Annotated in this window: 24 protein-coding genes; 5 read left to right on the top strand and 19 right to left on the bottom strand. The window is 68.3% G+C overall.

Translation table 11 applies throughout. The features are described 5' to 3' along the window. Positions 1 to 12: 12 nt before the first annotated feature. Positions 13 to 249, top strand: coding sequence for a DUF3717 domain-containing protein (locus ACYBYQ_RS00865; protein WP_459616498.1), 237 nt, complete (start codon positions 13 to 15; stop codon positions 247 to 249). Positions 250 to 286: 37 nt separating this feature from the next. Here the strand turns inward: ACYBYQ_RS00865 and ACYBYQ_RS00860 are convergent, their stop codons facing one another. The 5 genes from ACYBYQ_RS00860 to ACYBYQ_RS00840 are packed head-to-tail and all read right to left on the bottom strand — an operon-like array spanning position 287 to position 4,267. Next, positions 287 to 895 carry an SCO family protein gene (locus tag ACYBYQ_RS00860; protein ID WP_459616496.1) on the bottom strand — a complete coding sequence of 203 codons (609 nt, stop codon included), beginning with the start codon at positions 893 to 895 and terminating at the stop codon, positions 287 to 289. Between the two features lie 48 nt (positions 896 to 943). Further along, complete coding sequence (gene cyoE / locus ACYBYQ_RS00855; RefSeq protein ID WP_459616495.1) at positions 944 to 1,834, bottom strand: heme o synthase; 891 nt, start codon at positions 1,832 to 1,834, stop codon at positions 944 to 946. 22 nt (positions 1,835 to 1,856) lie between these two features. Further along, positions 1,857 to 2,870 (bottom strand): COX15/CtaA family protein, encoded by a 1,014-nt coding sequence (locus ACYBYQ_RS00850; protein ID WP_459616494.1) that lies wholly within the window; start codon positions 2,868 to 2,870, stop codon positions 1,857 to 1,859. A 4-nt stretch (positions 2,871 to 2,874) separates the two neighbouring features. Continuing rightward, positions 2,875 to 3,492: an SCO family protein gene (locus tag ACYBYQ_RS00845; protein WP_459616492.1), complete on the bottom strand. Its 618-nt coding sequence runs from the start codon at positions 3,490 to 3,492 to the stop codon at positions 2,875 to 2,877. A 10-nt stretch (positions 3,493 to 3,502) separates the two neighbouring features. Then, positions 3,503 to 4,267, bottom strand: a complete 765-nt coding sequence (locus ACYBYQ_RS00840) for an SURF1 family protein (RefSeq protein ID WP_459616491.1) — start codon at positions 4,265 to 4,267, stop codon at positions 3,503 to 3,505. A 46-nt stretch (positions 4,268 to 4,313) separates the two neighbouring features. On the opposite strand from ACYBYQ_RS00840, the gene ACYBYQ_RS00835 reads away from it, so the two are divergent. Continuing rightward, a complete protein-coding gene (locus ACYBYQ_RS00835) occupies positions 4,314 to 4,514 on the top strand; it encodes a twin transmembrane helix small protein (RefSeq protein ID WP_459616489.1) in 201 nt (66 codons plus the stop codon). A gap of 128 nt (positions 4,515 to 4,642) precedes the next feature. Here the strand turns inward: ACYBYQ_RS00835 and ACYBYQ_RS00830 are convergent, their stop codons facing one another. The 5 genes from ACYBYQ_RS00830 to coxB all read right to left on the bottom strand — a co-directional run bounded on the left by ACYBYQ_RS00830 (position 4,643) and on the right by coxB (position 8,822). After that, positions 4,643 to 5,518 carry a cytochrome c oxidase subunit 3 gene (locus tag ACYBYQ_RS00830; RefSeq protein WP_459616488.1) on the bottom strand — a complete coding sequence of 292 codons (876 nt, stop codon included), beginning with the start codon at positions 5,516 to 5,518 and terminating at the stop codon, positions 4,643 to 4,645. 60 nt (positions 5,519 to 5,578) lie between these two features. Further along, complete coding sequence (locus ACYBYQ_RS00825; protein WP_459616487.1) at positions 5,579 to 5,800, bottom strand: DUF2970 domain-containing protein; 222 nt, start codon at positions 5,798 to 5,800, stop codon at positions 5,579 to 5,581. Beyond that, positions 5,797 to 5,925: a cytochrome oxidase small assembly protein gene (locus tag ACYBYQ_RS00820; RefSeq protein ID WP_459618672.1), complete on the bottom strand. Its 129-nt coding sequence runs from the start codon at positions 5,923 to 5,925 to the stop codon at positions 5,797 to 5,799. The genes ACYBYQ_RS00825 and ACYBYQ_RS00820 overlap by 4 nt, the downstream gene beginning before the upstream one ends. A 30-nt stretch (positions 5,926 to 5,955) precedes the next feature. Beyond that, on the bottom strand, positions 5,956 to 7,563 hold the full coding sequence (gene ctaD / locus ACYBYQ_RS00815) for a cytochrome c oxidase subunit I (protein WP_459616486.1): 1,608 nt from the start codon (positions 7,561 to 7,563) through the stop codon (positions 5,956 to 5,958). 98 nt (positions 7,564 to 7,661) lie between these two features. Further along, positions 7,662 to 8,822, bottom strand: coding sequence for a cytochrome c oxidase subunit II (gene coxB, locus ACYBYQ_RS00810; protein ID WP_459616485.1), 1,161 nt, complete (start codon positions 8,820 to 8,822; stop codon positions 7,662 to 7,664). 253 nt (positions 8,823 to 9,075) lie between these two features. Between coxB and ACYBYQ_RS00805 the strand changes: the two genes are divergently transcribed. Next, complete coding sequence (locus ACYBYQ_RS00805; RefSeq protein ID WP_459616484.1) at positions 9,076 to 9,915, top strand: NUDIX hydrolase; 840 nt, start codon at positions 9,076 to 9,078, stop codon at positions 9,913 to 9,915. Positions 9,916 to 9,944: 29 nt separating this feature from the next. Here ACYBYQ_RS00805 and ACYBYQ_RS00800 read toward each other — a convergent pair whose 3' ends face one another. The 4 genes from ACYBYQ_RS00800 to ACYBYQ_RS00785 all read right to left on the bottom strand — a co-directional run bounded on the left by ACYBYQ_RS00800 (position 9,945) and on the right by ACYBYQ_RS00785 (position 14,672). After that, the gene (locus ACYBYQ_RS00800; RefSeq protein ID WP_459616483.1) at positions 9,945 to 11,726 is read right to left on the bottom strand and encodes an IlvD/Edd family dehydratase; all 1,782 of its coding nucleotides are present in this window, start codon (positions 11,724 to 11,726) and stop codon (positions 9,945 to 9,947) included. A 64-nt stretch (positions 11,727 to 11,790) separates the two neighbouring features. Then, positions 11,791 to 12,807 carry a TRAP transporter substrate-binding protein gene (locus ACYBYQ_RS00795; protein ID WP_459616482.1) on the bottom strand — a complete coding sequence of 339 codons (1,017 nt, stop codon included), beginning with the start codon at positions 12,805 to 12,807 and terminating at the stop codon, positions 11,791 to 11,793. 30 nt (positions 12,808 to 12,837) lie between these two features. Beyond that, on the bottom strand, positions 12,838 to 14,118 hold the full coding sequence (locus ACYBYQ_RS00790) for a TRAP transporter large permease (protein ID WP_459616481.1): 1,281 nt from the start codon (positions 14,116 to 14,118) through the stop codon (positions 12,838 to 12,840). Between the two features lie 5 nt (positions 14,119 to 14,123). Continuing rightward, the gene (locus ACYBYQ_RS00785) at positions 14,124 to 14,672 is read right to left on the bottom strand and encodes a TRAP transporter small permease (protein ID WP_459616480.1); all 549 of its coding nucleotides are present in this window, start codon (positions 14,670 to 14,672) and stop codon (positions 14,124 to 14,126) included. 136 nt (positions 14,673 to 14,808) lie between these two features. On the opposite strand from ACYBYQ_RS00785, the gene gntR reads away from it, so the two are divergent. After that, positions 14,809 to 15,837: an HTH-type transcriptional regulator GntR gene (gntR, locus tag ACYBYQ_RS00780; RefSeq protein WP_459616479.1), complete on the top strand. Its 1,029-nt coding sequence runs from the start codon at positions 14,809 to 14,811 to the stop codon at positions 15,835 to 15,837. A 3-nt stretch (positions 15,838 to 15,840) separates the two neighbouring features. Here gntR and ACYBYQ_RS00775 read toward each other — a convergent pair whose 3' ends face one another. Then, on the bottom strand, positions 15,841 to 18,348 hold the full coding sequence (locus ACYBYQ_RS00775; protein WP_459616477.1) for a cation:proton antiporter: 2,508 nt from the start codon (positions 18,346 to 18,348) through the stop codon (positions 15,841 to 15,843). Positions 18,349 to 18,504: 156 nt separating this feature from the next. On the opposite strand from ACYBYQ_RS00775, the gene ACYBYQ_RS00770 reads away from it, so the two are divergent. Then, complete coding sequence (locus ACYBYQ_RS00770) at positions 18,505 to 19,338, top strand: phosphodiesterase (RefSeq protein WP_459616476.1); 834 nt, start codon at positions 18,505 to 18,507, stop codon at positions 19,336 to 19,338. Between the two features lie 231 nt (positions 19,339 to 19,569). Here the strand turns inward: ACYBYQ_RS00770 and rpoH are convergent, their stop codons facing one another. The 4 genes from rpoH to ACYBYQ_RS00750 form a co-directional block, all read right to left on the bottom strand. Next, positions 19,570 to 20,493 (bottom strand): RNA polymerase sigma factor RpoH, encoded by a 924-nt coding sequence (gene rpoH / locus ACYBYQ_RS00765; protein WP_459616475.1) that lies wholly within the window; start codon positions 20,491 to 20,493, stop codon positions 19,570 to 19,572. Between the two features lie 91 nt (positions 20,494 to 20,584). Further along, a complete protein-coding gene (locus tag ACYBYQ_RS00760) occupies positions 20,585 to 21,277 on the bottom strand; it encodes a hypothetical protein (protein WP_459616473.1) in 693 nt (230 codons plus the stop codon). An 86-nt stretch (positions 21,278 to 21,363) separates the two neighbouring features. Continuing rightward, a complete protein-coding gene (gene fghA / locus ACYBYQ_RS00755; RefSeq protein ID WP_459616472.1) occupies positions 21,364 to 22,212 on the bottom strand; it encodes an S-formylglutathione hydrolase in 849 nt (282 codons plus the stop codon). Between the two features lie 16 nt (positions 22,213 to 22,228). After that, positions 22,229 to 23,335 carry an S-(hydroxymethyl)glutathione dehydrogenase/class III alcohol dehydrogenase gene (locus ACYBYQ_RS00750; protein WP_459616471.1) on the bottom strand — a complete coding sequence of 369 codons (1,107 nt, stop codon included), beginning with the start codon at positions 23,333 to 23,335 and terminating at the stop codon, positions 22,229 to 22,231. Positions 23,336 to 23,488 lie beyond the last annotated feature (153 nt).

The raw sequence follows: 23,488 nt of genomic DNA, 5'->3' as shown, positions 1-23,488 counted from the left end.
GGACAATGGGGCATGGACGCCCGCATCCGCATCACCGACCTCGAAGCCGCCATCAACTATTGGCGCAACCGCCTGCCGGCCCAGGGCGAAGACTGCCGGCTGTGCGCGCCGGCCGCGGCGCTGGCCACGCCCTATGCCCGGATGATCGTGGCGCACCAGCCCGACATCGCGCTGGCGGAACTCGACCCGGCCGCCCGCGCCGCCTACGAAGGCTGGCGGGCCGCCCTGCCGGATCCGCGCAAGCCTTGAATCACGCGATGCGGCGCGGTGCCGCGCACCCCGCCTTTCAGCCCTGGGCGAGCAGGGCCGAGATGTCGTGCGCCAGCGCCTCGCCGCCCAGGGTGCTGTTGGCCAGCACCCTGGGCTGGCCCTTGGCGTCGAACAGGTAGAACGCCGCGGTATGGTCCATGGTGTAGTCGCCGTTGTCGCGCGGCACCTTGGCGTAATAGGCCTTGAAGGAAGCCGCCGCCCTGCGGATCTCGTCCGGCGTGCCGGTGAGGCCCAGGAAGCGCGGATCGAAGGTGGTCACGTACTGCTTCAGCACGTCGGGGGTGTCGCGTTCCGGGTCCACGGTGATCAGCAGCACCTGCACCTTGCCGGCGTCGTCGCCCAGCTTCTGCATGACCTGCGCCAGCTCGGCCAGGGCCGTGGGGCACACGTCGGGGCACTGGGTGAAGCCGAAGAACACCACCTGGACCTTGCCCGCAAAATCCTGCAGCGTGCGCCGCGTTCCGTTGTGGTCGGTGAGCGCCAGGTCCTTGCCCAGCTGTGTCCCGGTGATGTCGCTGCCCTTGAAGGCGGGCGGCTCCTTGCCGCAGGCGGACAGGGCCAGCGCGGCCGCGCCGGCTGCCGCCGCGCGCAGCAGCATGCGGCGGGACGGGAATTGCAGGGACATGCGGATCTCCGGAAGGCAGGCTCGCGGCATGGGCCGGGCCTGTGGGCGCTAGAGCAGCCGGACCCAGTGGTCCACCAGCAGGGCGCCGAACAGCAGGGACAGATAGAGGATGGAAAAGCGGAACAGGCGGCGCGCCAGCGCGTCGCTGTAGTTGCGGTAGAGGCGCCAGGCATGGGCCACGAACATGCCGCCCAGCACCACTGCGCACGCGAGGTAGAGCGGGCCGCTCATGCGCATCGCATAGGGCAGGATGGTGGTGCCGAAGAGCGCCAGGCTGTAGAGCAGGATGTGCAGCTGCGTGAAGCGCCGGCCATGCGTGATGGGCAGCATGGGCAGGCCCGATTTTTCGTAGTCCTGGCTGCGGTACAGGGCCAGTGCCCAGAAGTGCGGCGGGGTCCAGATGAAGATGATGAGCACCAGCACCCAGGCTTCGGCCGGCACGGCGTCGGCCACGGCGGCCCAGCCCAGTGCCGGCGGCATGGCGCCGGAGAGCCCGCCGATCACGATGTTCTGCGGCGTGCGGGGCTTCAGGATGATGGTGTAGATGACGGCGTAGCCGACGAAGGTGGCGAAGGTGAGCCACATCGTGAGCGGATTCACCAGGTGGTAGAGCACCAGCATGCCGGCGCCGCCCAGCAGGCCCGACAGCCCCAGCACCTGCATGGCGGAGATCGTGCCCTGGGCCGTGGCGCGGCGCGCCGTGCGCGCCATGCGGGCATCGACCTCCTGCTCGATCAGGCAGTTGATGGCGAAGGCGGCCGCGGCCAGCAGCCAGATGCCCAGGGTGCCGAACACCACGCGTTCGAGGTCGGGCAGGCCGGGAACGGCCAGGAACATGCCGATCACCGCGCAGAAGACGGCCAGCTGCGTGACCCTCGGCTTGGTCAGCACGAGGTATTGGCGCAGGAGTCCGGAACGAGGGGCGGCAAGGCTGGTCATGAGCGGTATTTTAAACGAGGGGTCAGGCGGCCCTGGCCGGCGGGCCGCCCGCCGTGGCCAGGCGCACCAGGATCACCACCAGCGCCAGCACGAGTCCGGCCGCGCCGCCGGTGTGCAGCACGGCGATGAGCAGGGGCCACTGGAAGAAGATGGTGGTGAGGCCGGTGAGCAGCTGGGCGGCCAGCAGGGCCAGCGTCAGCGTGGCCGGGGCGCGCAGCCCGGGCTCGGCGCGCAGCCGCGCCGCCAGCACGCCCAGGTAGACCAGCACCACGAAGGCAAAGTTCCGGTGCACCCAGTGGATCGCGGTGAGGGCATGCTGGGAGATCATCTCGCCGGTCGGCAGTTCGCCCAGCCCGCGGATCACCGAGAAGCCCCCGTGGAAATCCATCTCCGGCACCCAGGCGCCATGGCACGTGGGGAAGTCCATGCAGGCCAGGGCGGCATAGTTGGTGCTGACCCACCCGCCCAGCGTCACCTGCACCGCCAGCAGGGCCAGCCCTCCCGCCGCCCACGGCCGCCAGCGCGCGGCCGCGGCGGCGAGCGGCGCGTGCGGGCGCTCGCGGGCGGCCAGCCAGGTCATGAGGGCCAGCAGGAACAGCCCCAGCACGAGATGGGCCGTGACGACCGCCGGCATCAGCCGGTGCGTCACGGTCCAGGCGCCGAAGGCGCCCTGCACGCAGACCGCCACGAGGGACACGGTGGCAAGCGTCGGCGTGCGCCCCAGCTGGCGGCGGTGGCGCCAGGCCATGACGACGATGGCGATGATCAGCAGCCCCAGGAAGGCGCCGACATAACGATGGATCATCTCGATCCACGCCTTGGACAGCGTGACCGGGCCGAACGGCATGGCCTGCGAGGCCTGGTGGATGTCCTGCATGGCGCCCAGCGGCGTGACGCTGCCGTAGCAGCCCGGCCAATCGGGGCACCCCAGGCCGGAGTCGGTGAGGCGCACGAAGGCCCCGAACATGATCAGGTCCAGCGTGAGGAACCAGGTGAGGAAGACGAGCCTGCGATAGCGCTGCGTGATGCGGTCCATGGATTCAGCCGATGCGCGAGTTGTAGAGAAGCTTGCTGATGTCCTGCCGCACCTCGACGCCATCGGCCTGGGCCGGGAACTGCAGCATCAGGTTGCCCAGCGGGTCCACCACCCAGATGGGCCCGAGCAGGGCTGCCGGATCGCCGGCCTGCTTCGGCAGGAGGAACGGCTGCAGGGCTTCGGGGCTGGCCCGCAGCATCAGCGTGCCGCGATAGGCCTCGAGCACCTTGTCGGGCACCTGCCCGTCGTCGGTGATCAGCCATACCCGCTTGAGGCGATCCACGTTCTTGCCCTGGCTGGCGTGGGTGTTGCGCACGATGAACAGCTTGCGGGCGCAGGATTCGGGGCAGGCGGCCTGGTCCACGGTGATCAGCAGCCACTTGCCCTGCAGCGAACGCAGGTCGAAGGGCTGGCCGTCCAGCGTCGTCAGGGGCAGCGCCTGCGGCGCGGGCACGGGGCGCTGCGGCTGCACCAGCTCGCCGTAGTTGCTGCCCGAGTCGGGCCACCATTGCGGGTTCAGGTACACCACCACCGCCGCCACGAGGGGCGCGAGGCAGCACAGGAGCACCAGCACGAGCGGGGCCAGGGAATGTTTGCCGGAACGGGCGGAGGATGGGGTCATGGAAAGGATCTCAGGAACGGCGGGCACGGCGCAGGGCGCGCACGGCCACGACCAGCCACGCGCCGGCGGCGATCGCCGCAAACGCAAACCATTGGAGGGCATAGCCGATGTTCTGGTCGGCATCGACCGAGGGCTGCGGCCAGTCGCGCACCAGGCCGTCGTCTCCGCGCGTCTGCATCAGCACTGCCGGAAGCATCGCAAGGCCGGTGCTGCGTGCGTATTCGGCCAGCTCCAGGTTCTGCACGGCCGGCGGCGGGCCGTCGGCAGGCAGGCGCGGGGGCAATCCCGGCGCGCCTGCGCCGCCGGGCGACCAGAGCTCGAACAGCCGCGGCACGCGCGCCGCCAGCTCGCCCTCCACGGCATGGGCGCCGGCCGGCGTGGACGGCAGCGCCGGCGCGCTGCCCTCCAGCGAGCGCGGCAGCCAGCCCCTGAGCACCAGCACGGCCTGCCGGGATGCCGCGTCGAGCAATAGCGGCGTGGCCAGCCAGTAGCCCGGCCTGCCGTCCTGGTTGCGATTCTCCAGCAGCACACTGGCCTGGGGCAGCCACACGCCGTGCGCCACGGCGGGCCGCCACGGAACCAGTTCCCCGGCCGGCATGCCGGCCGACAGCGTCAGCGGCGCCTGCTTGCGCCCCGCCTCGATGGCGGCGCGCAGGGCGCGGCGCTCATCGGCGCGATGCAGCTGCCAGCGCCCCAGCGAGCCCAGGATCGCCACGGCTGCGCCCAGCAGCAGCAGCGCTGCCAGGGTCAGCCGGATGGAGTGCGGTCTCGCCATGTCTGCCATAATTTCCGTTTCGCGGGGAATCCCGAAGGAGGCCCATATGCGCATCATCGTCATGCTGGCGTTCGTCGGCATCCTGGCCAGCCTGGCCTCGGCGCTGGTATACCTGATGAAAGACAAGGGCGGCACCAACCGCACGGTGAACGCCCTCACCGTGCGCATCGGCCTGTCGGTGGCGCTCTTCCTGTTCGTGCTGCTGGCGCACCACCTGGGCTGGATAGACAGCACCGGCCTCAGATAGTGCCAGCCGGCAATCCCGTGCGGGCGGTGCATGCCTGCGCGCGCCCACATGCCGGCAGGATCGCAACAAGACAATGCCCCCTCGCGGGGGCATCATTTTGACATGCGCGCCGCGCAGGCGCGAATCGGCTACATCCAGTACACGAACAGGTACAGACCCAGCCACACCACGTCCACGAAGTGCCAGTACCAGGCCGCGCCCTCGAAGCCGAAATGGTGGTTCGCCGTGAAGTGGCCGCGCAGCAGGCGCACCAGGATCACGGTGAGCATGGTGGCGCCCATCAGCACGTGGAAGCCGTGGAAGCCCGTGAGCATGTAGAAGAGCGACCCGTACGCGCCCGAATTGAACTTCAGATTGAGCTCGGAATAGGCGTGCATGTACTCGTAGGCCTGGAAGCCCACGAAGAGGAAGCCCAGCACGACGGTGGCGGCCAGCCACAGGATGGCCTTGCTGCGATGGTCGGCACGCAGGGCATGGTGGGCGATGGTGAGCGTCACGCCCGACGACAGCAGCAGCGCCGTATTGATGGTGGGCAGCCAGAACGGGCCCACGGTCTGGAAGTGCTCGACCACGCCGGCCGGCCCGAAATTGGGCCAGACGGCCTGGAAGTCGGGCCACAGCAGCAGCCTGTGGTCGAGGTCGCCCAGCGTGGGCGTGGTGATGGTGCGCACGTACCACAGGGCGAAGAAGAATCCGCCGAAGAACATCACCTCCGAGAAAATGAACCAGCTCATTCCCCAGCGGTACGAGACGTCGATGCGCTTGCCGTAGAGGCCGCTCTCGGATTCCTGGATGGCATCGCCGAACCAGAAGTACAGCACCGCGATCAGGCTGACCAGGCCGGCCAGCACCAGCCACTTGCCGACGCCCACGCCATTCACCCAGCACGCCGCGCCCACGCCCATGGCCAGCAGCGCCAGGGCCGTGCGCACCGGGTGTCCCGACATGGCGGGGACGTAGTAGTACGGAGCCTCTTTATCTTGTACCGAGTGGCTTGCACTCATGGTCTTCTCCCTGGTGAGGATGGATCTGTGGTTCGATTCGGGCCTCTCTGCACGCCCATTTCAGCTCAGGCTGGACACCGCCCAGCGCACGATCAGCAACAGCCCCAGCACGAATACCGCCGCGGCCAGCACTCCCGCCACGATGAGGTGCACCGGGTTCAGGCGGGCCGCGTCGTCGCGCGAGCCCTCTCCCTTGCGCACGCCCAGTAGCCCCCACAGCACGGCCTTCATCACGCGGACAAAGCCGGCCCGTGGCTGCGGCCCCTGGGGCGGTTGGGTCATGGCGCAGCCCCCATGCCGGAAAGCAGCACGGCGCCGCGCAGCAGCGTCCAGGCGAATACCGCCAGGACGATGGCCAGCAGGACGAAGCCTGCCCGGCGGTTGCGGCGTCGTTGTTCGGGAGTCATGGCGGCTTCGCTGCGGGCGGCCATCGCGGCTTATTTCACCTCGGGCGGCGTTTCGAAGGTATGGTGCGGCGCCGGCGACGGCACGGTCCACTCCAGGCCTTCGGCGCCCTCCCAGGCCTTGGCGGCCGCGGGCTCGCCCTTGCCCGCATAGCAGCGCAGGATGGCCCACAGGAACAGCAGCTGCGACAGGCCGAACCAGAACGCCCCGATGGTGGCAACCTGGTGGAAGGTGGTGAACTGCGCGGCGTAGTCGGCATAGCGGCGCGGCATGCCGGCCAGGCCCAGGAAGTGCATCGGGAAGAACGTGACGTTGAACGAGATCAGCGTGGACCAGAAGTGCACCTTGCCCAGCTTCTCGCTGTACATGCGGCCCGTCCATTTGGGCACCCAGAAATAGGCGCCGGCGAACAGCGCGAACAGCGAGCCGGCCACCAGCACGTAGTGGAAGTGCGCCACCACGTAGTAGGTGTCGTGGACCTGGATGTCGATGGGGGCCACGGAGAGGATCAGGCCCGTGAAGCCGCCGATCGTGAACACGAAGATGAAGCCGATGGCGAACAGCATCGGCGTTTCGAAGGTCAGGGAGCCGCGCCACATGGTGGCCACCCAGTTGAAGATCTTCACCCCCGTGGGCACGGAGATCAGCATGGTGGCGTACATGAAGTAGAGCTGCCCCACCACCGGCATGCCGGTGGCGAACATGTGGTGCGCCCACACCAGGAATGACAGCACGGCGATGGCGGCCACGGCATACACCATGGAGGCGTAGCCGAAGAGCCTCTTGCGCGCGAAGGCGGGAACGATGGCCGACACGATCCCGAATGCGGGCAGGATCATGATGTAGACCTCGGGGTGCCCGAAGAACCAGAACACGTGCTGGTACAGCACCGGATCGCCGCCTGCAGCGGCATTGAAGAAGCCCGTGCCGAAGTGACGGTCGGTGAGCACCATGGTGATGGCCGCGGCCAGCACCGGCAGCACCGCGATCAGCAGGAAGGCGGTGATCAGCCAGGTCCAGCAGAACAGCGGCATCTTCATCAGCGTCATGCCGGGCGCCCGCATGTTCAGGATGGTGACGATGATGTTGATGGCGCCCATGATGGACGAGGCGCCCATGATGTGCATGGCGAAGATGGCCAGGTCCATGCCCGGCCCCATCTGCGTGGACAGCGGCGCATAGAGCGTCCAGCCGGCCGCCGTGGCGCCGCCGGGCACGAAGAACGAGGCGGTGAGCATGAGGCCCGCCACCGGCAGCAGCCAGAAGCTGAAGTTGTTCATCCGCGCGAACGCCATGTCGGACGCGCCGATCTGCAGCGGGATCATCCAGTTTGCAAAGCCCACGAAGGCCGGCATGATCGCGCCGAACACCATGATGAGGCCGTGCATGGTGGTGAACTGGTTGAAGAGGTCGGGCTGGAAGAACTGCAGGCCCGGCTCGAACAGCTCGGTGCGCAGCAGCAGGGCCAGGGTGCCGCCCTCGAGCAGCATGACGAACGAGAAGATCAGGTACATCGTGCCGATGTCCTTGTGGTTCGTCGCGAACAGCCAGCGGCGCCAGCCCGTGGGCGTGCCGTGGTGATGCTCGTCGTGCCCGTGGGCATGGCCCGGCGGCACATGGTCTACAGTGACGCTGCTCATGAAGGACTCCTTCCTGCAGATTGCCGCCCTGTGTCCAGGAGAACGGCAGTATGTCTCGATCTGGGAAAACTTCTGTAGTGCGAGGAAAGGGAGCGCGCTCAGCGCTCCGCGACCACATCCTTGGGCTGGACCACCGCCTCCTGGCTCTTGCCCGCATTGCCCCAGGCATGGCGGGTGTAGGTGACCACCGCGGCGATCTCCACGTCGTTGAGCTGCTGGCCGAATGCCGCCATGGCAGTGCCGGGCCGGCCGTGGAGCACGACGTCGATCTGCGGGCCCTTGGGGCCGAGCACGACGGCGGAGCCATCCAGCGCCGGGAACGAACCGGGAACACCCTTGCCGCTGGCCTGGTGACAGGCCACGCAGTTCGCCGCATAGACCTTCTCGCCGCGCGCGACGAGCTCGGCTTCGGTCCATTCCTTGTTGGGATCGTCGGCCTGGGCGGCCATCTTCTTTTTCTGCTCGGCGACCCAGTTATCGTAGTCGGGCTGGGCCATGACCTCAACCACGATGGGCATGAAGGCGTGGTCCTTGCCGCAGAGCTCGGCGCACTGCCCGCGATAGATGCCGGGCTTCTCGGCGCGGAACCAGGTATCGCGCAGCAGGCCGGGGATGGCATCCTGCTTGACGCCGAAATCGGGCACCATCCATGAGTGGATGACGTCGGCCGCCGTGACCACCATGCGCACTTTCTTGTCGACCGGCACCACCAGGTGGTTGTCGACTTCCATGAGGTAATACTGGCCCTTGGGCTCGCGGCCCTCGATCTGCGCCCGCGGCGTGGACAGCGTGGAGAGGAACTTCAGGCCGGCGGCTTCGCCGTCGAGGTATTCATAGCCCCATTTCCACTGGTAGCCGGTGACCTTGACGGTGAGATCGGCGCTGGAGGTGTCTTTCATGGCCACCACGGTGCGGGTGGCGGGCAGCGCCATGGCAATGACGATGATGAAGGGGACGACGGTCCAGGCGACTTCCACGCCGACGTGCTCGTGGAAGGTGGCGGGCTGGTGGCCGCGGGATTTGCGGTGCGCCCAGATCGAGTAGAACATCACGCCGAACACACCGATGAAGATCACGAGGCAGAGCGTGAGCATCATCCAGTGCAGCCACATGACGTCGCGGGTCATCTGCGTGACGCCTTCGTGCAGGTTCAGCTGATTGACCTTCGGTCCGCCAGGCATGTCCTGGACCTGCCCGTACGCCAGCGTGGCGGCGAGCATAGAACAGGCTCCGAGCAACCTCCCTCTCCACTTCTTCATGCTTACCTCGATACACGGCGCGAAGACACCCGGGACTCCTCTCGGCCGATTGCCGGCCGCCGGGGCTTGGAACGCGCGATTTTAATTAGACGTCGGGTACGCGCAGGATACGACACAGCCCATGGGGCCTGCGCGAATCATAAAGAAACCGCGGAATTATAGCGGACACACCCCCTCGTTGCGATTCTATGTCAAGCGGCATCCAGGCCGGATCTTGCCAGCATGGCGCACACTTCACACTAAAATCCGCGGCATGTCCGCAATCCCCGATCCACTCGACCAGACTTCGCGCCTGGCACAGTTGTACGACCGGCTGGGCGCGCGTGCCCATGAACTGCCGCCGCACCTGGCCCGGCCGCTCTACATTGCCGGCCACTGCTGCGGCTGGGTCACGCAGGCCGCCTGCGACGCCCTGCGCGGCACCGGCCTGGCCGACATCGGCGCCGAGGGCGTGCGCCTGGCGCCCGGCCTCGAACCCGGGCCGATGCTCGACGCCGCGCTGGCACGGGTGGCGAACACGCTGCGCGAGGCCGACTGCCTGCGCAGCTGGCGCGACGAACTGCTCGACATCCGGGCCGACGACGGCAGCCTCCTCGGCGTCATCGAACGCGCTGCCGTGCGGCCCCTGGGCCTGCCCACGCAGGCCGTGCACCTGAATGCCTGGACGCCCGACGGCCGGCTGTGGATCGCGCGGCGCGCGCTGAGCAAGGCCACCGACCCCGGCATGTGGGACACGCTGGTGGGCGGCCTGGCCGGCAGCGGCGAAGACCTGGAACTGGCCCTGGTGCGGGAATGCGCCGAGGAAGCCGGGCTGGAGCCGGAGCAGTTGCGCCAGCGCGAGCCGCTGCGCCGCATCCTGCGCATGCATCGCCGCCTGCCGGAGGGCTACCAGGTAGAAGACCTGCTCACCAGCACCTGCGTATTGCCGGAGGGGACGCAGCCGGCCAACCGCGACGGCGAGGTCATGGAGATCGCCACGGCGAGCGTCGACGAGGTGCTGGACCGCATCGAGGCCGGCGACTTCACGCTGGAGGCCGCGCTGGTGATCGTCGAGGATGTGATGCAGCGGCGCGCGGCGGGACTCCTGGCCTGAGAGCCGGAGCACGGCCGGCGCGGCGCCGGTCAGTGCGAATGGCGTGGGTCGCCCCGCGTCTCGATCACCCGCAGATACAGCGTGGCAGGCTCCAGGCAGCCTCCGGTCGACAGCTGCCCCACCAGCTGCCGGTAGATCTCCTGCCATGGCGTCTGCGCGGGCGGGATCTCGGTGTGCTGGGTGGCGCGCCGCTGTTCGAGCTCCTGGGCGTCGACCTGCAGCGTGATGGTGCGCGCGTTCAGGTCCACGCGCAGCCGGTCGCCGGTGCGCAGCAACGCCAGCCCGCCGCCCACGGCGGCCTCGGGCGACATGTTGAGTATGGAGGGGCTGGCCGAGGTGCCGCTCTGGCGTCCGTCGCCCATGCAGGGCAGCGAGTCGATCCCGCGCCTGACCAGGTGCGCGGGCGGCAGCATGTTGACGACCTCGGCGCTGCCGGGATAGCCCACCGTGCCGCAGCCGCGTATCACCAGGATGCAGTGCTCGTCGATCTCCAGCGCGGGATCCTCGATGCGGGCGTGGTAGTCTTCGGGCCCCTCGAACACGATGGCGCGCGCCTCGAACGCATTCTCGTCGCCGGGGGTGGAGAGATAGGCGCGCTGGAAATCCTCGCCCACCACCGACATCTTCATCACGGCGCTGTCGAAGAAGTTGCCGGAAAGCACGATGAACCCCGCGCGATGCTTGAGCGGCGCTTCGTACGTGCGGATGACGGCGCGGTCGGAGGTGGGCGAAGCGGCCGCGATCTCGCCGATGCGCCTGCCCGACACGGTGAGGCAGTTTTCATGCAGCCGCCCCGCGGCCCACAGCTCGTGCAGCACGGCCGGCACGCCGCCGGCCCGGTGGAAGCCCTCGCCCAGGTACTCGCCGGCAGGCACGCAGTTCACCAGCAGCGGCACGTCCTCGCCCAGGCGCTGCCAGTCGGCGAGGCTGAGGTCGATGCCGGCATGGCGCGCCATCGCGATGAGATGCGGCGGGCAGTTGCTGGACGCACCCAGCGCAGACGCCACCACGATCGCGTTCTCGAAGGCTTCGCGCGTGAGGATATGCGAAGGCCGCACGTCGTCGAGCACCAGCTCGCAGATGCGCCTGCCGGTGGCATAGGCCATCTGGCCGCGTTCGCGGTAGGGCGCCGGAATGCTGGCACAGCCGGGCAGCGACATGCCCAGCGCCTCGGCCAGGCTGTTCATCGACAGCGCAGTGCCCATGGTGTTGCAGTGGCCCACCGAGGGCGAGGATGCGGTGGCCAGCTCCATGAAGCCTTCGTAGTCGAGCTTGCCGGCCGCCATGAGGTTGCGGGCATGCCAGATCACCGTGCCCGAGCCCACCCGCTGGCCATCGTGCCAGCCGTCCAGCATGGGGCCGCCGGACAGCACGATGGCCGGGATGTCGACCGTGGCAGCCGCCATGAGGCAGGCCGGGGTGGTCTTGTCGCAGCCCGTGGTCAACACCACGCCGTCCAGGGGATAGCCGTGCAGGATCTCCACCAGCCCCAGGTAGGCCAGGTTGCGGTCGAGCGCGGCCGTGGGCCTGCGGCCCTGCTCGGCCAGCGGATGCACAGGGAATTCCATGGGAATGCCGCCGGCATCGCGGATGCCTTCCCTGACGCGCTTGGCCAGCTCGAGATGATGGCGGTTGCAGGGCGCCAGGTCGCTGCCCGTCTGGGCGATGCCGATGATGGGACGCCCCGACTGCAGTTCGGCGCGGGTCAGGCCATAGTTGAGGTAGCGCTCGACGTAGATCGCCGTCATGTCGGCGTGCGACGGGTCGTTGAACCATTTCTGGCTGCGCAGGCGGCGCGGGGATTGTGACATGGACATCTCTCGCAATTTCGGGGGAAGCGGGTGCGGCGCCGGCATTGCCGGCGCCGCGGCAGCGTCAGCCTCGCGCCTTGCGGATCTCCTCGTTGAGCTCACGCACCAGCTCGGGGCCGAGATCCTGCGTGGCCTTGTCGACCACCGGCTGCACTTTCTCGCGCATGCGCTGCATTTCGGCATCGGACGGGGTGTTGATCTTCATGCCCGCCTGCTCCAGCACCTTCATGGCCTTGGCCGAATCGGCCCGGCTGTCCTTGCGCTCGAAGTCGCGCGAGGCGGCCGCCGCCTCCATGATGATCTTCTGCTCGTCGGCCGACAAGGTGTCCCACCACTTCTTGGAGGCCAGCACCACCCAGGGGGTGTACACGTGCCGCGTGAGCGTAAGGTAGGGCTGCACTTCGTAGAACTTGCTGCTCTGGATCGTGGTGACGGGGTTCTCCTGCCCGTCGACGGTGCGCGTCTCGAGCGCCGTGAACAGCTCGGAGAACGGCATGGGCACGGCATTTGCGCCGAGCGCATTGAAGACGCCCAGGGCGATCTGGTTCTGCATCACGCGCAGCTTGATGCCCTGCATGTCCTCGGCGGTAGCGATGGGCCGGCGCGAGTTCGTCATGTTGCGAAAGCCGTTCTCCCAGTACACCAGGCCCACCATGCCCTTGGATTCCAGCATCTTCAGCAGGCGCTGTCCGAGCGGGCCGTCGAGCACCGCATCGGCTTCCTTGTCGCTGTTGAACAGGAACGGCAGGTCGAACACGCCGAATTCCTTCACCATGGTGGCCAGCGGCGCGGTCGAGCCCACCATCATCTCCTGGGTGCCGCCCACCAGCGCGTTCTGCATCTGCTCGTCGGGGCCCAGGCTGGCGGCGCCGAACGTGCGCATCTTGAGCTTGCCGCCGCTGCGCTTGCCGATTTCCTCGGCCAGGAAACGCGCCGCGCGCCCCTGCACGCTTTCTTCGTTGAGGCCATAGCCGAAACGGATCATGCGCGGCTTGATGTCCTGGGCCGCCGCCGCCCCTGCCGCCATGCAGGCCGCCGCCGCGGCCACCGCCAGCAGCGTCTTCTTCCAGATTGCGATCATGTTGCTCTCCTCCGTGTGTGCGGCGGGCCGTCAGTGCAGCCAGCGCGCGGGAACGGTGACCAGTTCGGGAAAGATCACCAATAGAACCAGCAGCAGCGTATAGGCCACGACGTAGCGCCACACGCCCCTGCAGATGGTTTCGAAGCGGATGCGGGCCACCCCGCAGACCACGTTGAGCACCGTGCCCACCGGCGGGGTGAGCAGGCCCACGCAACCCGTCATCACGAACATCACGCCGAAGTACACCGGGTCGATGCCGGCCTTGGTGACCACGGGCATCAGCACCGGGGCGAGGATCAGGATCGTGGGCGTCAGGTCCATGACCGTGCCGACCAGGGTGAGCAGGACCAACAGGGCGAACATCAGCAGCCGCGGCTGGTCCAGCACGGGCTCGAGCAGGCCGATCAGGTCGCGCGGGAGGTCGGCCAGGGTGATCATGTAGGACGAGACCATGGCAGCCGCCACCAGGAACATCACCACCGCGGTGGTGCGCGCCGCGCTGACGAACAGCCTGCCTAGATCCCGCAGCGCCAGCTCGCGGTAGACCAGCACGCTCACGAGGATGGCATACACCGCGGCCACCACGGCCGCTTCGGTGGGGGTGAACACGCCGCCGCGCAGGCCGCCGATGATGATGACCGGCAACATCAGCGCCCAGACCGCCTCGCGCAGGGCTGCCCAGCGCGCGCGCCACGGCTGCCGGGCGCTCTCGGTGGCCGGGCCATGGCGCCGCGCCACCCATGTCCATACCGCCACCAGCGTGAGCGCCATGAGCAGCCCCGGCGCGATGCCCGCGAAGAACAGGCGCGTGATCGACACGTTCGTGGCCACGCCGAAGATGATGAAGGAGATCGACGGCGGAATGATGGGCGCGATGATGCCGCCGGCGGCGATCAGGCCGGACGCCTGGCCGGCGTCGTAACCCTTGTCGCGCAGCATGGGAATGAGCAGCGAGCCCAGCGCCGCGGCGTCGGCCACGGCCGAGCCCGACAGCGCCGCCAGCAACACGCTGGCGCAGATGGCCACATAGCCCAGGCCGCCGCGGATATGGCCGACGAACATGCTGGCCAGGTTGACGATGCGCCGCGAAATGCCTCCGGCGTTCATGACCTCCCCGGCCAGCATGAACAGCGGCACCGCCATCAGCGCGAAGCTGTTGGCGCCCGACAGCATGTTCTGGCCGATGATCTGCGCATCGTAGAAATCCAGCTGGAACATCAGGGCCACGGCGGAGAGCAGCAGCGCGAAGGCGATCGGCATGCCCAGCATGACGAGGCCGAGCAGCACGACGAGGAACAGACCGAGCGACATGGCGTTCAGCTCCGGGTTTCGTCGGACTGGGCCGGGACGGGCAAGGGCGCGCCGCTGAGCGTGCGCGCCAGGTCCAGCAGCGTGAGTATCGCCATGGCCACCGCTGCGTACAGCGCCGCGGCCTCGAACACCGTGGCGGGCAGGCCGGTGACGGGCAGGCGCGTGCCCAGGCTGATGCCGGCCTGCTCCCAGCTGCCTCGCGCCATCAGCCAGAGAGCCCACAGCGTCAGCAGCTGGCAGGCAATGTGCACGATGCGACGCGCCGCGGAGCCGAAGCGGTCGACCAGCAGCGTGACGGCGATGTGCTGGCCGTCACGCATGGCCAGCACCGCGCCCAGGAAGATCAGCCAGACGAAGGCCAGCCGGGAAATCTCGTCGGAGACGTTGATGCCGGAATTGAACACGTAGCGCAGCAGCACGTTGCCGAACAGCAATACCACCATGGTTGCCAGGCAAGCCACCATCAGGCCGTTCTGCAGCCGGTACGCGGCATCGGCCAAGCGTGCCAGCAGGATGCGCCCGGATCCGGGCGCGCGCATAGGGTCGGGCCGCATGGATCTGTCTCCGAGGATTTTTATTGAAGTGCTGCGGATGTTAGCGGTAACATCCGGGGCTTGTAAAGCCCTCCGGAGCAGGCTTCCGGGCTATCCTCCGCACGCTCCGCACCTACGCATCTCCTGGAAAGCTTTCATGGCGGTCAGAAAACCCCGCAGCGGCCGAGACGGACGCATCACCATGCAGCACGTCGCGCAGCGCGCCGGCGTGAGCGCCATCACGGTGTCGCGCGCGCTGCGCCAGCCGCACAAGGTGTCGCCGGCGCAGCGCGCGCGCATCCTGCAGGTCTGCCAGGAAATGGGCTATGTACTCAATCATGCGGCCAGCGCGCTGGCCTCGGCACGCTCGCGCACCATCGTGGCCCTGATCCCCTCGCTGTCCAACGTGGTGTTCGTGGACATCGTCACCGGCATGAAGGACGTGCTCGACGCGCGCGGCTACCACCTGATGATCGGCGTCACGGGGTACTCGCAAGACGAGGAAGAGACCCTGCTGCGCACCCACCTGCAGCATGCGCCCGACGGCGCCATCCTCACCGGCGTGGACCACACGCCGGGCACCTGGGAGCTGCTGCGCACCCATGCGCTGCCCGCCGTGCACACGATCGAGACCCTGCCGCCCGACGACCCGGGCATGAGCGTGGGATTCTCCCAGTTCGACTCCGGCCATGCGGCAGGCGCGCACCTGCTGGAACAGGGCTACCGCCGCATCGGCATCATCGGCGCGCAGCTCGATCCCCGCTCGCTGCGCCGCTGCGAGGGCTGCCGCCACGTGCTGCGCGAAGCCGGCTGCTACGACCCGGCGCTGGAGATCATGGTTCCGGACAAGTCATCCATCGGCCTGGGGGCCGCGCTGCTGGACCGCATGCTGGACGCGCACCCGGACTGCGACGGCCTGTTCTTCTGCAACGACGACCTGGCGCAGGGGGCGGTGTTCCAGAGCGCGCGGCGCGGCCTGGCCGTACCCCAGCAGCTCGGGCTGGTGGGCTTCCACGACCTGGCCGGCAGTGCCTGGACCACGCCGCCGCTGTCCACCATCGCCACGCCCCGCTACGGCATCGGACGCTCGGCCGCCGAACTGCTGCTGCAGCACCTGGACGGCACGCCGCCGGCAGTGCGCCACGTGGACCTGGGCTTCGAACTGGTGCGCCGGGCCACCACCTGAGCGTCAGGCCGCGGGCGGCGGCTGCTGCGAGAACTGCCGCCACACCTCGATGGCGCGCATGCGCTGCTTGGCTACCGCCTGGATGCGTTCGCGCAGATCCGGGTCGCGCGCCAGCAGCGCATGGAAATCGCGCGCCGACAACATCAGCAGCTTGCTGTACCCCAGCGAGTTCACCTCCGGATTGGTGAACTCGCCCAGCAGGGCCAGTTCGCCGAAGAACTCGCCGCTGCCCAGCTCGGCCGTGGTGCCGTCGGGCAGATGCACCGACACGGCCCCCGAGGCCACGAAGAACATGGCGTCGGACCGTCCGTGCCGCCCCAGCACGGGCTGGTCGGGCAGCGCCAGGCGCGGTTTCAGCAGGCGGCAGATGGCACGCAGCGAATCGGCGCTCAGGCCTTCGAACAGCGGCACGCGCTTGATCAGCTCGGCCGCGCCCATCTCGATGTCCAGTTCGGGATGGCGGTCGATGTGCGCCCAGCGGGCGTTGAGCTGGCTCACCAGGTCGGAATAGACCTCGCCGCTGATCAGCGACTGCTCCAGCATGCTGCGATAGCGCCTGCGCTCGAGTTCGCGCGCCGTACGGCCCAGGTACGCCTCCTGCAGCCAGGTCGCATACGCGGGGTATTGCAGGTTCAGCGCCTGCAGCGCGCTCTCGATGAGGTCGAGCCGCCGCTGGTGCGCGGCGGCGATGCGCTGCGCCGCCTCGTGCCCGAGCAGCGGCGCCACCTGCTCCTGCACGAATTCCAGCAGGCGGCGCGCCACCGAGCGCTTGGTCATGAGGTTGGCGAAGCGCTGGCCCAGCTCGTGGGCCAGCCAGCCCTGGAAGCCGAACAGGTAATGCAGGCGCAGGGCCAGCCTGAAGCCGCGGGAATAGCGCACGTCGTCCTCGATGCCGGCCTCGAAGCCCCGCAGGCCGCGGGCGCGGATCGCGTCGTCCAGGCGTTCGGCGCGGGCCAGCAGCGATTCGGCCATGCGCCAGTCCACGATCTGGGCCTTGAGGATGTCGAAGAACATTTCCTCCTCGCGCCGCGCCACGATGGCCAGGCCGATCGCCACGCGCCGCTCCTGGCTCATCTCCGCCACCTGGACTTCCTGCACACTGGCCTGGCTGGCTTCGAACACGGCGTGGATGCGCCCGCGCGCCTCGGGGCTGATGCCCTCGGATTCGGCGATCTGCTCGGCCCTGCCCTGGAGGTCCTCGAGCGCGATGGCCAGCGCCTGGTTGCGGATGGTGCGCTCGACGGGCGACAGCTGGTTCAGGCCCAGCGTGCGGATCAAGGGGCGCAGGCTGATCCCGTTGACGAACAGCGTCATGAGCACGAAGCCGGTGGTGGCCACGGCCACGAACTGCCGCGCCTGCTCGGGCACGTGGACCTGCTCGGTCACGGCCAGGGCAAGGGCCAGCGAGACGGCGCCGCGCAGGCCGCCCCAGAGCATCACCGTCTTGTAGGGGTTGCTGACCTTCGTGCCCAGCCGCGTCAGGCCCAGCAGCGGCAACAGCCCGAACACGACGATGGCGCGCGCCGCCAGCGTGGCCACGAACACCAGGCCCACCAGCAGCAGCTCGCGCCAGCTGGCGGCCGCCATCAGCCGCGGGATCAGCATGGCGGCAAACAGGAAGATCAGCGAATTGGCCCAGAACCCGAACTGGCCCCACGCGCTCGCCAGGTACTCGAAGGTGGACGGCGACATGCGGGTGCGGCCGGTCGAACCCACCACCAGGCCGGCGACCACGGTGGCCACCACGCCCGAGACGCCCAGGTAGTGCTCCGAGATGAAGAACGACAGATAGGCCAGCGTGAGGGTGAGCGTGATCTCGGCGGTGGGATAGCCGCGCAGCCAGGCGAACAGGGAGCACACCGCGCGCCCCATCAGGTAGCCGCTGAGGCCGCCCCCGAGGAACGCGTAGAGGAAGTCCAGGAACACGCTGCCGGCCGAGAGCTTGCCCGTGCCGCCGAGCGCGGCCAGCAGAACCGAGTAGAGCGCGATCGAGGCCGCGTCGTTGAACAGGCTTTCGCCCTCCACCAGCGTGGTCAGGCGCCGGGGCGCGCCGACCTCGCGGAATATGCCCACCACCGCCACGGGATCGGTGGTGGCCACGATGGAGCCCAGCAGCAGGCATACGATCAGGCCGTGCGGCGAGGCCAGGTTCACGGCAAAGCCCACCACCAGCGTGCACACCACCACGGCCACGATGGCCATCATGAGGATGGGGCCGATATCGTCCATCAGGCGCCGCACGTTCATGGACAGCGCCGTCTCGAACAGCAGCACCGGCAGGAACACCATGAGGAAGGTCTCGGAAGAGATCTCGAAATGCTCTATGGTGTCCAGCAGGTCGGCCAGCACGGGCGGGGCCCAGCCCGGCAGGTGCGTCAGCAGGCCCAGCAGGCAGCCGACGATGGCCAGCAGCACGGAATACGGCAACTTGATGCGGCCCGCCAGCGGCGGCATGAAGCAGACCAGCGTCAGCAGGCCCGCCAGGCCGAATACGAGAAAACCGATATCCATGCGAACCCGCGTCCCATCCAGCAATGGCGAAGGCACAAGAATAGCGGGTTTCCACAGGCGCCCCGCACACTTGGTTACGGCTGGGCACGCGTGCTGCCTGTCGTGACAGGCGATTTTCTAGGTAAGGTGGCGTCAGACAGTACGCAGGAGAGGTCCTTGCCCGTCCCCGCCACAGCCTCCACACCCCAGGCCGAACGTCCGGCCCTGATCATCCACCTCACCGACACCCACCTGCTGGAAACGCCCCAGGCCGTGATGCTGGGCGTCGATACGGAAGCCAGCCTGCAGGCCGTGCTGCGGCAGGCCCTGCATGAACATCCGGGGGCCGACCTGCTGCTGGCCACCGGCGACCTGGCCCAGGACGGCAGCCGCGCCGCCTACCAGCGCCTGCGCGGCTGGCTGGGCAGCACCGGCGTGCCGGTGCGCTGCCTGCCCGGCAACCACGACGACGGCAGCATCCTGCGGGCCGAGCTGGGCGCCTGGACCGAGCCCGTCACCGACGTCGGGAACTGGCGTGTGGTGATGCTGGATTCGACCGTCCCGGGCGCCGATGCGGGCCACCTCGGCGATGCGCAGCTGCAGCTCCTCGACCAGGCCCTGGCCGGCGCAGGCGAGCGCCACGTCGTCGTGGCGCTGCATCACAACCCGGTGCAGGCCGACAGCGACTGGCACGACGGCATGATGCTCGACAATCCCCGCGAGCTGTTCCAGCGCCTCGCCGACCATACTTCGGTGCGCATGCTGCTGTGGGGCCACGTGCACCGGGCGTTCGACCGGCGCCGGCACCACCTGCGCATGCTGGCCACCCCGTCCACCTGCTTCCAGTTCGCGGTGCGCGACGGCCGTCACACGCTGGACGACGCCGCGCCCGGCTACCGCTGGATCAAGTTGTATCCCGACGGCTCGCTGGCCACCGGCATCAAGCGGCTGAATTCCGTCGTATGGCAGTCGCTGCGCGCGCGTGCCGGCATGCAGGCCGACGCCGCCTGAACGAGGCGCAAGCGCAGGCGCATAAAAAACGGGGCACCGCGATATGCAGGTGCCCCGCAAGCATCCGCCTCATAGGGGAGGGGAAAGAGGAGAAGCCGAGACGGATGACAAGACTGCGCGCGCGGATGAGCAACGCCGTCTACAGGGAATTAGTCAGGGCCGTACGGATTAAGTTTCGGCGGATCCCCGCAAAAGCGGGGGGAATTTGTATCAATTGTTGGCCGCGGCGGCTCAGGCGGGCACCAGCGCGCCGCGCATCTTCTTCAGCGCCGCGGCTTCGATCTGGCGGATGCGCTCGGCGGATACGCCGAACTCCTGGGCCAGCTCGTGCAGCGTGGCGCCGCCGTCGTCCTGCAGCCAACGGGCTTCGATGATGCGCCGCGAACGCGGGTCGAGCGCCTCCAGGGCACCGGCCAGACCCTCGCCCTGCAACGCGTCGTGCGCACGGCGGTCGAGCACGCTGGAAGGCTCCTGGCGGCCTTCATCGGACAGGTACGAGATCGGTGCGAAGCTCTCGTCGTCGTCGTCCTGGTTCTCCAGCGAGAGGTCGCGGCCGGACAGGCGCACTTCCATTTCGCTGACGTCCTCGCGGCGCACGTTGAGTTCGCGCGCGATGTGGTCGACCTGGTCGGGGTCCAGCGTCTGGCCGTCGGGCCGCATGCTGCGCAGGTTGAAGAACAGCTTGCGCTGCGCCTTGGTGGTGGCCACCTTGACCAGACGCCAGTTGCGTATGATGAATTCGTGGATCTCGGCCTTGATCCAGTGCACGGCAAAGGACACCAGGCGCACCCCGCGCTCGGGGTCGAAGCGCTTGACGGCCTTCATCAGGCCCACGTTGCCTTCCTGGATCAGGTCGGCGTGAGGCAGGCCATATCCCAGGTACTGGCGCGCCACCGACACCACCAGCCGCAGGTGGGACAGCACCAGTTCGCGCGCTGCTTCGAGGTCGCCGTGGTCGCGCAGACGGCGCGCCAATTCGGTTTCCCGCTCGGCGCTGAGGACCGGCAGGCGGTTCACGACGGAGATGTACGCGTCGATGGTGCCAAGCGCGCCCGGATTGGCAACGGCCAACGCCAGGGCGTTGCCGGAATAGGCCAACGAACTGCTGGGTTGTTTCATGATTGCGGTCTCCAGGGAACGGTTGGATACGGGCATGTATTGATGTTAGCACTCCGGCATATCGAGTGCTAATTCGACTGCTGCACCGCGGCAGAGTTCCGTCCCGGCCGCCCCTTTTTATACGTCCCTATTTTCCTGCGCCGCCAGCCAGGGCCGCTTCCGTTTCGGCGTCGGCCGGCCGGATGAACAGGGCGCCGCGGGGATCCAGATACACGCGATAACGCGCGCCGTCGAGCATCGGCATGTAGGCGGCGCTGCCGAATTCCACGTCGACGAAGGGCAGCCAGTTGGGGAATACCCGTTTGAGGTCGGCCAGGTCGGGTATCGAGCCGTCCTGCAGGTCATGGACCGAGCGCTCGCCGGTACGTTCCTGCTCGACGTCGCGGTAGCGGCCCGACAGGCGCTCCAGCCGGTACACCGGCGGCACGCCCGCCAGCAGCGCCGGCAGCCGCCATCGGATCATGCGGGCATCGACCTGCCACTGGTCGCCCCGCAGCGTGTATTCGCGCGGCTCGCGGCCTTCGGGCTGGATGCTGACGAGGTATTCGCGCTCGCCCTGCTGCACCATGCGCACGTCCATGATGGGACGGTCGCTGACCAGGCGCTGGAACTGCACGAGCGAGAACGCCAGCATGGCCGATACGCAGGCCAGCGCCAGCAGCAGCAGGCCGACGAGGCGCCGTACCGGCCGCAGGCGGAAGCTGCGGCGGCCGTCGGCGCCGCGCGGGCCGCCCCGGCCCAGCAGCCAGGCCAGCCCCACGAAGAAGATCAGGACGGCGGCTACCGCCAGCCAGGCATAAGGCGCGAACGCAAGGGTCACGGTCCGGAACTCCACCAGTCGCGGCGGCGCCGTGGCCGGGCACCGCCAGGAAACGGCCAGTATATCGGCGCCCCCCTGGCCGGCCCTTATCCGAGCCGGTCTACGTGAAACCGGATGTGATCCTCGATGAAGGTGGAGATGAAGTAATAGCCGTGGTCGTAGCCCTCGTGCCGGCGCAGCGTGAGGGGCTGGCCCGCCTGCCGGCACGCGGCCTCGAAGGCCTCCGGGTGCAATTGGCCTTCCAGGAAGCCGTCGCTCAGGCCCTGGTCGACCAGGATGCCGGCCGGGAAGGGGCAGCGCGCCTGGGCCATCAGGGCGCTGGCATCATAGCGGGCCCACTGGGCGGTGTCTGCGCCCAGGTAGCCGCCGAAGGCCTTGTGGCCCCATGGACACTGCGACGGCGCGGCGATGGGCGCGAAGGCCGACACCGACCTGAATTTGTCCGGATTGCGCAGGGCCAGCACCAGCGCGCCGTGCCCGCCCATCGAATGCCCGAAAATGCCCGCGCGCCGGGCATCGCCGCCCAGTTCGCCGCAGACGATGCCGTGCAGCTCGTCGACCACGTAGCTGTACATGCGGTAGCGGGCACGCCAGGGCTCGGCGGTGGCATCGACGTAGAAGCCGGCGCCCGTGCCGAAATCCCAGTCGTCGTCCTCGCCCGCCACCCCTGCGCCACGCGGGCTGGTATCGGGCGAGACCAGCATCAGGCCGTGCTGGGCGGCGTATCGCTGCGCGCCGGCCTTGATCATGAAGGTTTCCTCGGTGCAGGTGAGGCCGGCCAGGTAGAACAGCACCGGCACCGGGCCGTGCGCCGCCTGCGCGGGGACGTACACCGAGAATCGCATGGGCAGGCCGATCTCTTCGGAGGGGTGGCGGTAGTAGCGCTGCCACCCGCCGAAGCACCGGTGCTCCGACAACAGTTCAAGCTGGCTCATGGCGTCTCCGGGCGCGTCAGTACACCACCACCGAGCGGATCGACTCGCCGCGCTTCATCAGGTCGAAGCCTTCGTTGATGCGGTCCAGCGGCAGGGTATGGGTGATGAGGTCGTCGATATTGATCTTGCCTTCCATGTACCAGTCGACGATCTTGGGCACGTCGGTGCGGCCGCGCGCGCCGCCGAAGGCCGAGCCCTTCCACTGCCGTCCGGTGACGAGCTGGAACGGCCGGGTGCTGATCTCGGCGCCGGCCTCGGCCACGCCGATGATGATGGACTGGCCCCAGCCCTTGTGGCAGCACTCGAGGGCCTGGCGCATGACCTGGGTATTGCCGATGCACTCGAACGAGTAATCGGCGCCGCCGTCGGTGAGCTGCACGATGTGGTCGACGACGTTCTCGACTTCCTTGGGGTTGACGAAATGCGTCATGCCGAACTTGCGCGCCATCGCTTCGCGCTCGGGATTGAGGTCGACGCCGATGATCTTGTCGGCGCCCACCATCCTGGCGCCCTGGATCACGTTCAGGCCGATGCCGCCGAGGCCGAACACCACCACGTTGGCCCCGGCCTCCACCTTGGCCGTATACACCACCGCGCCGATGCCGGTGGTGACGCCGCAGCCGATGTAGCAGATCTTGTCGAAGGGGGCGTCCTCGCGCACCTTGGCCACGGCGATCTCCGGCACCACGATGTGGTTGGCGAACGTGGAGGTGCCCATGTAGTGGAACAGGGGCTTGCCGTCGAGCGAGAAGCGCGAGGAGCCGTCCGGCATCAGGCCCTTGCCCTGCGTGGTGCGGATGGCCTGGCAGAGGTTGGTCTTGCGCGACAGGCAGAACTTGCACTGGCGGCATTCGGGGGTATAGAGGGGGATGACGTGGTCGCCGGGCTTGAGCGAGCTGACGCCGGCCCCCACTTCCATGACCACGCCTGCGCCCTCGTGGCCCAGGATGGCGGGGAAGATGCCCTCGGGGTCGGCCCCCGACAAGGTGTAATAGTCTGTGTGGCAGATACCCGTGGCCTTGACCTCGATCAGCACCTCGCCGGCCCGCGGGCCCTCGAGATCGACCTCTTCCACCGTGAGCGGGGCACCGGCTTTCCAGGCGATGGCGGCTTTGGTCTTCATGAATGGGGCTCCTTCGGTTAGGGATATCTGCGGATACGGGACAGGGTACGGGAATGTTAACCTGAGCTTCGCCGCGCCTACGGCCGCGTTCGCGGCGCAACCGGCCTCTTGACCGCCGCTCGCGCCGGCACTATTTATATACTCCGCCAACCA

The organism is Bordetella sp. 2513F2, assembly GCF_054642735.1.
Note: the sequence above shows the minus strand (reverse complement) of the source record. Positions and strands in the feature narration are given on the sequence as shown.

Coding starts and splice junctions, on each gene's coding strand:
- ACYBYQ_RS00865 (WP_459616498.1), top strand. CDS start 13: ATGGACGCCCGCATCCGCATCACCGACCTCGAAGCCGCCATCAACTAT.
- ACYBYQ_RS00860 (WP_459616496.1), bottom strand. CDS start 895: ATGTCCCTGCAATTCCCGTCCCGCCGCATGCTGCTGCGCGCGGCGGCA.
- cyoE (WP_459616495.1), bottom strand. CDS start 1,834: ATGACCAGCCTTGCCGCCCCTCGTTCCGGACTCCTGCGCCAATACCTC.
- ACYBYQ_RS00850 (WP_459616494.1), bottom strand. CDS start 2,870: ATGGACCGCATCACGCAGCGCTATCGCAGGCTCGTCTTCCTCACCTGG.
- ACYBYQ_RS00845 (WP_459616492.1), bottom strand. CDS start 3,492: ATGACCCCATCCTCCGCCCGTTCCGGCAAACATTCCCTGGCCCCGCTC.
- ACYBYQ_RS00840 (WP_459616491.1), bottom strand. CDS start 4,267: ATGGCGAGACCGCACTCCATCCGGCTGACCCTGGCAGCGCTGCTGCTG.
- ACYBYQ_RS00835 (WP_459616489.1), top strand. CDS start 4,314: ATGCGCATCATCGTCATGCTGGCGTTCGTCGGCATCCTGGCCAGCCTG.
- ACYBYQ_RS00830 (WP_459616488.1), bottom strand. CDS start 5,518: ATGAGTGCAAGCCACTCGGTACAAGATAAAGAGGCTCCGTACTACTAC.
- ACYBYQ_RS00825 (WP_459616487.1), bottom strand. CDS start 5,800: ATGACCCAACCGCCCCAGGGGCCGCAGCCACGGGCCGGCTTTGTCCGC.
- ACYBYQ_RS00820 (WP_459618672.1), bottom strand. CDS start 5,925: ATGACTCCCGAACAACGACGCCGCAACCGCCGGGCAGGCTTCGTCCTG.
- ctaD (WP_459616486.1), bottom strand. CDS start 7,563: ATGAGCAGCGTCACTGTAGACCATGTGCCGCCGGGCCATGCCCACGGG.
- coxB (WP_459616485.1), bottom strand. CDS start 8,822: ATGAAGAAGTGGAGAGGGAGGTTGCTCGGAGCCTGTTCTATGCTCGCC.
- ACYBYQ_RS00805 (WP_459616484.1), top strand. CDS start 9,076: ATGTCCGCAATCCCCGATCCACTCGACCAGACTTCGCGCCTGGCACAG.
- ACYBYQ_RS00800 (WP_459616483.1), bottom strand. CDS start 11,726: ATGTCACAATCCCCGCGCCGCCTGCGCAGCCAGAAATGGTTCAACGAC.
- ACYBYQ_RS00795 (WP_459616482.1), bottom strand. CDS start 12,807: ATGATCGCAATCTGGAAGAAGACGCTGCTGGCGGTGGCCGCGGCGGCG.
- ACYBYQ_RS00790 (WP_459616481.1), bottom strand. CDS start 14,118: ATGTCGCTCGGTCTGTTCCTCGTCGTGCTGCTCGGCCTCGTCATGCTG.
- ACYBYQ_RS00785 (WP_459616480.1), bottom strand. CDS start 14,672: ATGCGGCCCGACCCTATGCGCGCGCCCGGATCCGGGCGCATCCTGCTG.
- gntR (WP_459616479.1), top strand. CDS start 14,809: ATGGCGGTCAGAAAACCCCGCAGCGGCCGAGACGGACGCATCACCATG.
- ACYBYQ_RS00775 (WP_459616477.1), bottom strand. CDS start 18,348: ATGGATATCGGTTTTCTCGTATTCGGCCTGGCGGGCCTGCTGACGCTG.
- rpoH (WP_459616475.1), bottom strand. CDS start 20,493: ATGCCCGTATCCAACCGTTCCCTGGAGACCGCAATCATGAAACAACCC.
- fghA (WP_459616472.1), bottom strand. CDS start 22,212: ATGAGCCAGCTTGAACTGTTGTCGGAGCACCGGTGCTTCGGCGGGTGG.
- ACYBYQ_RS00750 (WP_459616471.1), bottom strand. CDS start 23,335: ATGAAGACCAAAGCCGCCATCGCCTGGAAAGCCGGTGCCCCGCTCACG.